Here is an 11,690-nt window from a genome sequence, read left to right as displayed (position 1 = left end):
CTACAAGTGGAGGGCCTCGGTTCCCCCACCGTATGGCCTGCCCGAAGGGCTACCACGCTTTGGGTCGGGTGCAGCCAAAATTTTTCGCGAGGAACGAGCCAAAAATTTTCGCGGCACCCGGCCCAAAGCGTGGTTGGCTCCGCCAGGCCATGCGGTGGGGGAACCGACGCCCTTCACCCCCCATCGGTGGTCTCCCTGCGAGCTTTTGATCTTGAGAGCGCGACAGCGCGTCCACTTGAGAGCGAAGCGACCCTCCCGAAGCTCTTGAAGCTCGCGAAGAGTCAGCGGACAGGAGCCCGGTCAGCGGCTCTCAAGATCACGTCGAGCAACCCGGGGAAGAGCTTGTCCAGGTCGTCGCGCCGCAACGACACCCACCGCTGGTTCCCACAAGCCCGCGTCCGCGTGATCCCCGCCTCCCGCAGCACCCTCAGGTGCTGGGACAGGGTCGACTTCGCCACGTCCACGTCCAGCGCTCCGCAGCAGCGTTCGCCGTCCGACTCGATCTGGAGGACCACCCCCAGTCGGGTCGGGTCGCTCAGGGCGTGCAGGACGGCTCCGAGCTGGATGTCGGCAAGCTCCGGCTCGTCGATGTTCGGCACCGGCACGGCTCCTCCAGCTCGTCGCGTCCGGGGTGGACCCACACTACCTGTGCTGCGTTCATGTTCCACCCGTCGCTCTCGGGTGGGCGGTCGCGTAGACCTCGCGCAGGGTGTTGACGGTGACCAGGGTGTAGACCTGGGTGGTGGTCACGCTGGCGTGGCCGAGGAGTTCCTGGACCACGCGCACGTCCGCGCCGCCCTCCAGCAGGTGGGTGGCGAAGGAGTGCCGGAGGGTGTGCGGGGAGACCTCGGCCGTCACCCCGGCCCGTTCGGCGGCGGTCTTGAGGACCTGCCACGCGGTCTGCCGGGACAGCCGCCCGCCGCGCGCGTTGAGGAACAACGCGGGCGTGCCGCGCTTGACCAGGCCGGGCCGGGCGCGGACCAGGTAGGCCTCCAGCGCCGCCAGGGCCGGGCGGCCGACGGGGACCAGGCGCTGCTTGCCGCCCTTGCCGTCGAGCAGGACCGTGCGCTCGGCGGTGTCGACGTCGTCCACGTCCAGGCCCACGACCTCGGAGATCCGGGCCCCGGTCGAGTACAGCAACTCCAGCAGGGCCTTGTCGCGCAGGCCGCCCGCGGTGTCCAGCAGGCGCAGCACGTCGTCCACCGGCAGGGCCTTGGGCAGGCGGCGCGGCGGGGTCGGCGGGTGGACGTCGCGGGCCGGGTCGTGGGCGGTGATGCCCTCGCGGTGGGCGAAGCGGTGCAGGCCGCGGACGGTGACCAGGGTGCGGGCCACCGACGACTCCGCCAAGCCCTCCCCGCGCAGGCTCGCCGCGAACGCCGTGATGTGCTGCTCCCCGACCGCCCCCAGCTCGCCCACGCCCACCCGGTCCAGGTGCTCGGCGTACCGGCGCAGGTCGCGGCGGTAGGAGTCCAGGGTGTTGCGGGAGGTGCCCCGTTCCACGGCGAGGTGGTCGAGGAACGCCGCGACCACGTCCCTCACAGCTGGGCCAGCGGCACGTGGGGCAGTCCGTGTGCCTTGGCCACCTCGGCCTGCACGACCGTGCCGCGCACCGCGTTCACCCCCTTCGCCAACGCCGGGTCGTCGCCGACCGCCTGCCGGAACCCCTTGTCCGCCAGCGCCGTCACGTACGGCAGTGTGACGTTCGTGAGCGCCCACGTCGAGGTGTGCGGCACGGCTCCGGGCATGTTCGCCACGCAGTAGAAGACCGAGTCGTGCACGCGGAAGGTCGGGTCGTCGTGCGTGGTGGGCCGGGAGTCGGCGAAGCAACCGCCCTGGTCGATGGCGATGTCCACCAGCACCGACCCGGTCCGCATGGTCGACACCAGGTGGTTGCTGACCAGCGTGGGGGCCTTCGCGCCGGGCACGAGCACCGCGCCGATGACCAGGTCCGCCCACCGGCACGCCTTCTCCACCTCGTAGGCGTTGGACGCGACGGTCTGGAGGTGCCCCCGGTAGGTGAAGTCGATCTGCCGCAGCCGGTTGACGTTGGTGTCCAGCACGATCACCTCGGCCTGCATGCCCAGCGCGATGGCGGCGGCGTTCATCCCGGCCACGCCCGCGCCCAGCACCACCACCTTGCCCGCCGGCACCCCGGGCACGCCGCCGAGCAGCACGCCCCGGCCGCCCTGGGTGCGTTCCAGGCAGTGCGCCCCGACCTGGGTGGCCATCCGGCCGGCGACCTCGCTCATCGGGGCCAGCAGCGGCAGCGACCCGTCCGGGAGCTGCACGGTCTCGTAGGCGATGGCGTCGATGCCGGACGCGACGACCGCCCGGGTGCACTCGGCGTTGGCGGCCAGGTGCAGGTAGGTGAACAGGGTCTGGCCGGGCCGCATCCGGTGGAACTCGTCGGCCACCGGCTCCTTGACCTTGAGCACCAGCTCCGCCTCGCCCCACAGGTCGTCGGCCGCCTCGACGATCCGCGCGCCGGCCGCCCGGAACTCGGCGTCCGGGATGGAGCTGCCCTCCCCCGCGCCCGCCTCGACCAGCACCTGGTGCCCCCGCCGCACCAGCTCGACCACGCCCGCCGGGGTGATCGCCACCCGGTACTCGTGGTTCTTCAGCTCACGGGGTACTCCGACCAGCACCTGGTCAGCGTAGGTCGGCCGGCGCGTTCCGGCTGGATCAACGCCCCCGGGCTGTTAGCGTTTGCCTGTGTCCGAACCCCACCAGGTCCGCATCGGCAACCAGCAGCGCGAGGCGGCCATCAGCGCGCTCAACGACCACTTCGCGGCGGGCCGCCTGGAGATCGGCGAGTACGAGCAGCGCGTCGGCTACGCGACCGCCGCCCAGACGGCGACCGAGCTGGCGGCCCTGTTCCAGGACCTGCCCCAGCCGCACCCCGACTTCCTGCCGCCGCCGCAGACCCACTACGCGCCGCCGACGGACTACGCGACCCCGCCACCCGGCTTCACCCAGCCCGGTTACGCCCCGGGTTACCCGCCGCCGCCCGGCTACTACGGCCCGAGCCCGGCGGCCCCGTACGGGGTGGACCCGCTGACCGGCCAGCCGCTGTCGGACAAGTCCCGCATCGCGGCCGGCGTGCTGCAACTGGTGCTGCCGTTCGGCATCGGCCGGTTCTACATCGGCGACACCGGCATCGGCATCGCACAGCTGCTGACCTGCGGCGGCTGCGGCATCTGGTCGCTGATCGACGGCATCATCCTGCTGGTCAACGGCGGCACCGACGCGCAGGGCCGCAAACTACGCGACTAGGTCGCTACCCCGCCGGCCCCGTTACGCGACCAGGTTCCGGACCAGCATCCACGTCACCGCGACCACCACCACCGGCACCCCGACCTTCCGGGACACCGGCGGCACGGCCTCGTCCCGCCGAGCCGCCCGGAACCACCGCAGCCACAGCCAGGCCAGCAACGGCAACCCGGCCAGGAGCATCACGGCGTTGAGCTGCCAGGCGGCGGCCAGGTCCCCGTGCAGCAACGCGTGGACCATCCGGGTGGACCCGCAGGCGGGGCACTGGATGCCGGTCACCGCGTAGAGCGGACACGGCGGCCACCACGACCCCGGCTTGTTCGGGTCGCTGAAGAACATGACCCCGGCCGCCACCGCGGCCCCCGCCGCGACCACCACCGGCCCCCGCACACTCATGCGTCCATTCTCTCCCAGCCCGAACCGCGGCGAACCGCCCCGGCCAGGAGTCCCGGCCGGGGCAGTGCCTCAGTCCTGCCGCGAAGCGAACCGCGTGGGCCGGTCGGCGAACGGCGCGTCCGCCGGCCGGGGGTGCGCCCGACCCGCCAGCACCGCCTGCGCCGCCAGCAACCCGGCCACCGCCGCCCCGTTGACGATCTCGCCGGCCAGCGCCATCTCCACGGCCCGGTCCAGCGGGAAGCGGTGGATCTCCAGGTCCGCCTCCTCCTCGCCCATGTGCTCCCGGTCGACCTCCGACAGCCCGCGCGCGAGGAACACCCGCACCACCTCGTCGGTGAACCCGGGCGACGCGGCGACGTCGACCAGCGTCACCCACGAGGACGCCGCCAGCCCGACCTCCTCCACCAGCTCTCGCCGAGCCGCCTCCAGGGGCTCCTCGGCGCCGGAGTCCAGCAGCCCGGCCGGCAGCTCCCAGATCCGCTTGCCCAGCGGGTGCCGGTACTGGTGGATCAGCGTCACCAGGCCGTCTTCGGAGACCGCCGCGACCGCGACCGCGCCCAGGTGCTCGACGACCTCGCGCGAGGCCGTCCCGCCGCCGGGCATGACGACCTCGTCCACGCGCAGCCCGACCACTCGACCGATGTGCACGTCCCGCGAGGAGACGACGGAGAACTCGTGCCGGTCGGTCACTTCGCCGCCCCCACGCCCGAGGGCAGCGGCAGCCGGTCGGCCAGCCGGTAGTCCAGGGCCGCCTTCACGAACGCCGCGAACAGCGGGTGCGGCTTGGTCGGCCGGGACTTCAGCTCCGGGTGCGCCTGGGTGGACACGAAGAACGGGTGCACGTCCGCCGGCAGCTCGACGAACTCCACCAGCCGCCCGTCCGGCGAGGTCCCGGAGAACACCAGACCGGCCTTGCCCAGCTTGTCCCGGAACGCGTTGTTCACCTCGTACCGGTGCCGGTGCCGCTCGGACACCTCGGTCGACCCGTACGCCAGCGCCACCTGCGAGCCCGGCACGAGCTTGGCCGGGTACGCGCCCAGCCGCATGGTGCCGCCCATGTCGCGCTGGCCGGCGACCACGTCCTCCTGGTCGGCCATCGTGCTGATCACCATCGACCCGGTCTCCTCGAACTCCGAGGAGTTGGCGTCCTCGATGCCCGCGAGGTTGCGCGCGGCCTCGATGACCATGCACTGCAACCCCAGGCACAGCCCCAGGAGCGGGATGCCGCGGGTACGGGCGTGGGTGATGGCGCCGATCTTGCCCTCGATGCCGCGCACGCCGAAGCCGCCCGGGATGAGGATCGCGTCCAGGCCGCTCAGGGCGTGCGCCGCGCCGGACGGCGTCTGGCACTCGTCGGAGGGCACCCACACGACCTCGACCTTGGCCCGGTGCTTGAACCCGCCCGCGCGCAGCGCCTCGGTCACCGACAGGTAGGCGTCGGGCAGGTCGACGTACTTGCCGACCAGGCCGATGCGGACCTTCTCCGACGGGTTGTGGACGCGGTCGAGCAGGTCGCCCCACACCGTCCAGTCGACGTCGCGGAACGGCAGCCCGAGCCGGCGCACCACGTACGCGTCGAGGCCCTCGCCGTGCAGCACCTTGGGGATGTCGTAGATCGACGGCGCGTCGACGGCCGCCACGACGGCCTCGGTGTCCACGTCGCACATGAGGCCGATCTTGCGCTTCAGGGCGTCGGGGATCTCGCGGTCGGCCCGGCACACGATGGCGTCGGGCTGGATGCCGATGTTGCGCAGCGCGGCGACGGAGTGCTGCGTCGGCTTGGTCTTGAGCTCGCCGGACGGGGCCAGGTAGGGCACCAGCGAGACGTGCAGGAAGAACACGTTGTCGCGGCCGACGTCGTGGCGGACCTGCCGGCAGGCCTCCAGGAACGGCAGCGACTCGATGTCGCCGACCGTGCCGCCCACCTCGGTGATCACCACGTCGGGGGCCACCCCGTCGGGTCCGGGCTCGGCCATCGCGCGGATGCGCCGCTTGATCTCGTCGGTGATGTGCGGGATCACCTGGACGGTGTCGCCGAGGTACTCGCCACGCCGCTCCTTGGCGATGACCTCCGAGTACACCTGCCCGGTGGTGACGTTGGCGTCCCCGGACAGGTCCCGCGCCAGGAACCGCTCGTAGTGGCCGATGTCGAGGTCGGTCTCCGCGCCGTCCTCGGTGACGAACACCTCGCCGTGCTGGAACGGGTTCATCGTTCCGGGGTCGACGTTGAGGTAGGGGTCCAGCTTCTGCATGGTCACCCGCAGACCACGGGCGGTCAGCAACTGGCCGAGGCTGGAGGCGGTGAGTCCCTTGCCCAGGGAGGAGGCCACGCCCCCGGTGACGAAAACGTGCTTGGTCGTACGTGCCTGAAGCACCAAGGAGGCTCCCCGTGGTCTGAAGTTCCGCAGGGCGACCGGCCCTGTCCACGGGCCCTAACGCTAACACGGCGACGGTCACCCAGCGCGCCGGCGGTCCCCTTGGGCATCACTCGGATGGCCTAGCCCGTTCACGACCAGTTCACCGAGCCGTCCAGGCCCACCTCAGCCCACCGCGCCGGGAGCCGGGGCCTCGGCGTTGCCCGCCACCCCGTACCGCCCGGACTTGCCCTCCAACTGCTCCCGCAACGCCAGCACGGCCACCACCCGCCCAGCCGCCGTTCCCAGGTTGTCGACGGTCGACACCACGGACGTGGCCGCCGTGTCCGCCCGCACCACTCCCACCGGCCCGGTCCCGTTGGCCGACCCCTCGCCGCCCGCGAGCACCGTCCCCGCTCCCGACCGGTCGAGCTGGGTGGCGAACCGGGCGATCGTCGCCGCCCGATCACCCGCCGAGTCCCCGTCGAACGACCCGCCGGTCAGCACCACCGCCAGCTGCGCCGGCCGCAGCCCCTGGCCGGTCTTGACGAAACCCGCCGACGTCAGCCCCGCCAGCGCCGCCGCCGTCTCGTCCGGCGTGGCCTGGGGCTGGTTGTTCTCCTTGTTCAGCAGCAGCAACGCGCCCAGCAACCCGCCCGCCCGGGTACCCGGGTCCGAACCCGAGGGCAGCTGCGTCCCGGCCGGCTGCAACCGGGCCACCAGGTCGCGCAGCTGGTCGGCCTTGCGCGGGTCGGCGAAGGACTCGGTCAGCTGGAGTTCACCGGTCACCGTGGCGCCGGCCGCGCGCAGCAGCTCCGCCAGCGCGTCCCGGTCGTTGGGCTTGGCGTCGGACGTGGTCACCAGCACCACGGTCCGCTCCGCCAGCAGGCCCTTCACCGCCATCGGGCCGACCGTCGAGGCGAACCGGTCGGCGTCGGCGAGCTTGGCGTTGAGCCCGTTGCGGGCGGTCTGGAGGTCGGCGACCTCCTTGCCCAGCGCCGAGTTGTCGTCGGTCAGGCCGGACAGCAGCCGGCTGCTGATCGCGGTCGAGCCCAGCACGACGCCCACGGCCAGCGCCAGGAACACCGCGGTGATGGAGACGATGTGGTAGCGCATGGAGATCATCCGAACAACCCCTTGAACCAGTCGACGACGGACCGGAACGCGTCCACCGCCACGTCGACGTAGACCTGACCGACCCCGGACACCGCGAGCGCCGCCGCCATCGCGACCACCGCGGCCAGCACGAGCAGCACCATCACGCCCAGCGACACCCGGCTGCGGTGCAGGGTGGCGACCGCCGCGCCGTCGACGAGCTTGCTGCCCAGCTTGAGCCGGGTCAGGAAGGTCGACGGGTTGGACCCCGAGTGGCCGCGGTCGAGGAACTCGCGCAACCCCGCCTGCAACCCCACGGTCACCACCAGGCTCGCCCCGTGCGCCTCGGCCAGCAGCAGCGCCAGGTCCTCGGCGTTGCCGGTCGCGGGGAAGGTCACCGCGCCGATGCCCAGGTCCTGGATGCGCTCCAGGCCGGGCGCGTGGCCGTCGGTCTGGGCGGGCACGACGACCTCGGAGCCCGCCCGCAGCGTCTCGGTGCCGATGCCGTCCGGGTCGCCGACGATGATGTCCGGTTTGTACCCGGCGTCGTGCAGGGTGTCCGCGCCCGCGTCCACGCCGACCAGCACCGGCCGGTACTCGCGGATGTACTTGCGCAGCCTGCGCAGCTCCTCGGCGTGCCGGGGTCCGCCGGCGACCACCAGGACCTGCCGGTCGCGGATCGGCACGTACACCTCGGGCACTCCGATCCCGTCCAGGATCAGCGCGCGCTCCCGGCGCAGGAACTCGATCGTGTTGGCCGAGAACGCCTCCAGTTGGGCCGCCATCCCGGCCTTGGCCTCGATCATCGCGTCGGCGATGGACTCGGCGCTCTGCTCGACGCCGCGCGCGACCTCCCGCTCGCCGACGTAGACCGCGCCGTCGTGCAGGCGCAGCTTGGTGCCGTCCTTCAGCTCCCGCAGCACCCCCGTGCCGACGCCGTCGACCAGCGGGATGCCGGCCTCCAGCAGCAGCTCCGGCCCGAGGTTGGGGAACCGGCCGGAGATCGACGGCGACGCGTTGACCACGCCCGCGACCTCCGCGGTGACCAGCGCCTCGGCGGTCCGCCGGTCGATGTCGACGTGGTCGAGGACGGCGATGTCACCGGGACTCAGGCGGCGCAGCAGGTCGCCCGACCGGCGGTCGACGCGGGCGACGCCCGTGACCCCCGGCAGGTCGTGGTTCGCGCGGCTGAGCAACCCGGAGAGCTTCATGAACCGATGGTGACTCACGTCGGCGCGCCGGCCGGACACAACACGCCGAACGATCCGAGCAGGTCAGCCAGGACACCGTTCCACAGTGGACGGATTACCCCCGCTCGGGGGATTCCCCGGGGCGGTCCACGTCGATCTCGTCGGTGGGGATGGGGATGCCGAACGGCGGGGTGTCGTCCTCGTCGTCCACCCGGTACACCGAGGGACCGTCGGGCTTCGGCGCCCGCGGCGGCCACTCCTGCACCAGCCCCGCGCCCACCGCCACCGCCAGGCACGCCACGACGAGCATCCACAGCCCCGCGCCGACGAACTCCTTCCCGTCGGGCACCACCTGCGCGCCGAACAGCCGGTCCAACGTCTCGTAGGCCGACCACGTGGTCCCGATCAACACCCCGCCGGCCGCCACCACGACGACCCGCCCGACCGCGTTGAGCAGCGGCGACCGGAACAACAGCACCAGCCCCACCACCACGAGCACGACGGCGGCCGTGATGGGCAGGCCCCACCCCAACCCGGAGGTCGACTCGGGCTTGTCCATGCCGGCGAAGTCGAACTTGGACTGCCACGCGGTGAACACCTGGACGTCGACCCGGTCGGGGTCGGGTGAGAAGCGGAACTCGACCCGGTAGAGCTCCAGCAACGACCCGCACACCGCGAGCACCGCGCCGACTCCCAGCGCGACCGCTCCCGCCACCCGCAGGTTCACGAAGTCCCCTTCTCCGGCAACTCGGGCAACACAGCCACCTGGATGCCCAACGGCGGCGTGTCGGTGTCGGGGTCCACGAGCACGCGAACCACCGGTCCCTCCTCCACGACCACGACCTCACCCCGGCGCAGCAGGAACACCGTCCCCAGCACCGCCACCACCACCGACGCCACGAGCACCCACAACCCGGCGCCGGTCTCGTACTCCATGCTGGTCCGCACGTCGGACACCGGCGGCGTCAGCCACGCCACGACGGCCATGACCGTCGTCCACACCGCCCCGGCCAGCAACCCCGTCGCCGCCACCGCGGTGTACCGGGAGGCCTGCCGCTGCGGTTCCGGCAGGAACGCCAGGGCCGCGGCCACCACGAGCAGCACCGCGGCGATCACCACCGGCACCCCGTACTGCGCCGACGCGCCCAACCAGGCCAGCCCCGCGGGTTCGCTGGTGGTCGCCCAGCTGGTCATGGTGAAGCCGAACCGGGCGTCACCGGTCAGCGAGGTGCCGATGAAGCACAGCGGGAGGAAGGTCGCGACCACGGCCGTGGCGCCGGCGACGAACAGCAGCACCACACCGGTGCCGCGGCGGCTCACTTCCGCTTCTTCCGCCGCACCACCGGGACGCTCTCCTTGTCGGCCTTCGCCGCCGCCAGCAGCTCCTCCGCGTGCGCGCGGCCGGTGTCCGTCGAGTCCATGCCCGCCAGCATGCGCGCCAACTCGACCACCCGCTGCGATTCGTCCAGCACCCGCACACCACTGCGGGTCAGGACGCCGTCCGCGGTCTTGTCCACCACCAGGTGCCGGTCCGCGAACGCCGCCACCTGCGGCAGGTGCGTCACCACGATCACCTGGTGGCTGCGCGCCAACCGGGCCAGCCGCCGCCCCACCTCGACCGCCGCGCGCCCACCGACACCGGCGTCCACCTCGTCGAACACGAGCGTCGGCACCGGGTCGGAGTGCGACAGCACGACCTCCAACGCGAGCATCACCCGGGACAGCTCACCACCGGACGCACCCTTGTGCACCGGCAACGCCGGCGCGCCGGGGTGCGAGATCAGCCGCAACTCCACGTCGTCCACACCGGAGGCACCCGCGTGCAGCAGCTGCCCGCCGACGTCCAACGCCTGCGCGTCCCCGACCTCGGCCACCCGCGGCCGAACCGCCACCTCCACGGTCGCGTGCGGCATGGCCAGCCCGGTCAACTCCTCGGACACGGCCTTGCCCAGCTCCTCGGCCGCCGCGACCCGCTCGGCCGTGACCTGCTGCGCGTACCCGGCGAGCTCGACGGCCAACTCGTCCCGCCGCGCCGCCAACGCCGCCAACGCCTCGTCGGAGGTGTCCAACCCGGCCAACCGAGCCGCCGCGTCCGCGGCCCACGCGATCACGCCGTCCACGTCCGCCGCGTACTTCCGGGTCAACGACTTCAACTCGGCCTGCCGCGCCAACACCTGCTCCAGCCGAGCCGGGTCGGCGTCCAGGTGCTCCAGGTACCCCACGATCTCGGCGCCGACATCGGCCAGCAGCGTCTCCGCCTCCACCAGCCGGGGCTCCAGGTCCCGCAGCTTGGGGTCCTCCGACGACGCCAACCGCCGCCGAGCCTCCCCGATCAACCCCAACGCACCCGGGAGGTCCGGATCACCTTCGGGCGACCCGCTCACCGCGTACTGGGCACCGGTCGCCGCCTCGCGCAACTGGTCGGCATCGGCCAACCGCCGAGCCTCGTCGTGCAGCTCCACGTCCTCGCCGGGCTTGGGATCCACGGCGTTGATCTCAGCCAACCCGTGCCGCAGCAGGTCAGCCTCCCGAGCCAACTCCCGCGACCGCTCGGTCCGCTCACTCAACTCGGCCGCGACCCGCAGCCACTCCTCACGCAACTTCTGGTACTTGCGCAGCGGCGCACCCACGTCGTCCCCGGCGAACCGGTCCAGCACCGCCCGCTGCTCGGTGGGCCGCAACAGCCGCAACTGGTCGTTCTGCCCGTGCACCGCCAACAACTGCTCGGCCAGCTCCGACAACACCCCGACCGGCACAGACCGCCCACCGAGATGAGCCCGCGACCGCCCATCGGCCCCGACGGTCCGAATGGCGATCACCGACCCGTCGTCGTCAGGCTCGCCCCCGACCTCCTCGGCCACCTTGGCGGCAGGACTGCCGGCAGGCGCCATGAACCGCCCCTCGACCACCGCCTTGTCCGCGCCGTTGCGCACGCGGGAAGCCTCCGCCCGACCCCCACCCAAGAGGTGAAGCCCGGTGACGACCATCGTCTTGCCCGCACCGGTCTCACCGGTCACCACGGTGAAGCCCTCGGCGAGCTCAAGGGTGGCCTCGTCGATCACACCGAGGCCCTGGATGCGCATCTCGGCCAGCACAGCGCGAACACTACTGGGCGAAGCGGCCGGCATGGGCGTTCGGGTGGGAGTGTCGGACGAACAGGTGTTCTAACCCGTCCGGCCGAGCCCGCGCCGCAAGCGCAAGCTCTTCGCGCCGCAGGCGCGCTCGGAGTGGCTGCCAGCCACAGGAAGGGCCTCGGTTTCTTCCCCCGTACGGCCTGGGCGAAGCCCAACCACGCTTTCCCCGGTTTCGCAACCACGCTTCACCGGTTGCGAAACCGGGGAAAGCGTGGTTGCCTCCGGCAGGCCGTACGGGGGAAGAAACCGAC

12 protein-coding genes are annotated in these 11,690 nt (G+C 72.3%); 1 reads left to right on the top strand and 11 read right to left on the bottom strand.

Translation table 11 applies throughout. The features are described from left to right. Positions 1 to 281: 281 nt before the first annotated feature. From WBN91_RS37210 to ald, 3 genes are read right to left on the bottom strand one after another with little or no spacing between them, the layout of a single operon-like run. Entirely contained in the window at positions 282 to 599 is a 318-nt protein-coding gene (locus WBN91_RS37210; RefSeq protein WP_337723903.1) for an ArsR/SmtB family transcription factor, read from the bottom strand. A 58-nt stretch (positions 600 to 657) separates the two neighbouring features. Next, complete coding sequence (gene xerD, locus WBN91_RS37205) at positions 658 to 1,539, bottom strand: site-specific tyrosine recombinase XerD (protein ID WP_337723902.1); 882 nt, start codon at positions 1,537 to 1,539, stop codon at positions 658 to 660. Further along, positions 1,536 to 2,645 carry an alanine dehydrogenase gene (gene ald, locus WBN91_RS37200; protein WP_337723901.1) on the bottom strand — a complete coding sequence of 370 codons (1,110 nt, stop codon included), beginning with the start codon at positions 2,643 to 2,645 and terminating at the stop codon, positions 1,536 to 1,538. Before ald ends, xerD begins: the two co-directional genes overlap by 4 nt. Before the next feature lie 67 nt (positions 2,646 to 2,712). Between ald and WBN91_RS37195 the strand changes: the two genes are divergently transcribed. Then, the gene (locus WBN91_RS37195) at positions 2,713 to 3,273 is read left to right on the top strand and encodes a DUF1707 domain-containing protein (RefSeq protein ID WP_337723900.1); all 561 of its coding nucleotides are present in this window, start codon (positions 2,713 to 2,715) and stop codon (positions 3,271 to 3,273) included. A 21-nt stretch (positions 3,274 to 3,294) separates the two neighbouring features. Here WBN91_RS37195 and WBN91_RS37190 read toward each other — a convergent pair whose 3' ends face one another. From WBN91_RS37190 to recN, 8 genes are all read right to left on the bottom strand, one after another. Then, complete coding sequence (locus WBN91_RS37190; RefSeq protein WP_337723899.1) at positions 3,295 to 3,666, bottom strand: DUF2752 domain-containing protein; 372 nt, start codon at positions 3,664 to 3,666, stop codon at positions 3,295 to 3,297. 69 nt (positions 3,667 to 3,735) lie between these two features. Beyond that, positions 3,736 to 4,356 (bottom strand): NUDIX hydrolase, encoded by a 621-nt coding sequence (locus WBN91_RS37185; RefSeq protein WP_337723898.1) that lies wholly within the window; start codon positions 4,354 to 4,356, stop codon positions 3,736 to 3,738. After that, positions 4,353 to 6,044, bottom strand: a complete 1,692-nt coding sequence (locus tag WBN91_RS37180) for a CTP synthase (RefSeq protein ID WP_337723897.1) — start codon at positions 6,042 to 6,044, stop codon at positions 4,353 to 4,355. Before WBN91_RS37180 ends, WBN91_RS37185 begins: the two co-directional genes overlap by 4 nt. Positions 6,045 to 6,206: 162 nt before the next feature. Then, positions 6,207 to 7,145, bottom strand: a complete 939-nt coding sequence (locus tag WBN91_RS37175; RefSeq protein WP_337723896.1) for a copper transporter — start codon at positions 7,143 to 7,145, stop codon at positions 6,207 to 6,209. Beyond that, entirely contained in the window at positions 7,142 to 8,326 is a 1,185-nt protein-coding gene (gene steA / locus WBN91_RS37170; protein ID WP_337723895.1) for a putative cytokinetic ring protein SteA, read from the bottom strand. Before steA ends, WBN91_RS37175 begins: the two co-directional genes overlap by 4 nt. Positions 8,327 to 8,420: 94 nt before the next feature. After that, a complete protein-coding gene (locus tag WBN91_RS37165) occupies positions 8,421 to 9,032 on the bottom strand; it encodes a hypothetical protein (protein WP_337723894.1) in 612 nt (203 codons plus the stop codon). Then, complete coding sequence (locus tag WBN91_RS37160) at positions 9,029 to 9,625, bottom strand: hypothetical protein (protein ID WP_337723893.1); 597 nt, start codon at positions 9,623 to 9,625, stop codon at positions 9,029 to 9,031. The genes WBN91_RS37165 and WBN91_RS37160 overlap by 4 nt, the downstream gene beginning before the upstream one ends. After that, positions 9,622 to 11,400: a DNA repair protein RecN gene (gene recN, locus WBN91_RS37155; RefSeq protein WP_337723892.1), complete on the bottom strand. Its 1,779-nt coding sequence runs from the start codon at positions 11,398 to 11,400 to the stop codon at positions 9,622 to 9,624. The genes WBN91_RS37160 and recN overlap by 4 nt, the downstream gene beginning before the upstream one ends. Between the last annotated feature and the right edge of the window lie 290 nt (positions 11,401 to 11,690).

Origin of the sequence: Saccharothrix sp. CCNWYY140, from assembly GCF_037401995.1 — a bacterium.
Lineage (GTDB): Bacteria > Actinomycetota > Actinomycetes > Mycobacteriales > Pseudonocardiaceae > Actinosynnema.
This window is presented reverse-complemented; position numbering and strand designations above follow the sequence as displayed.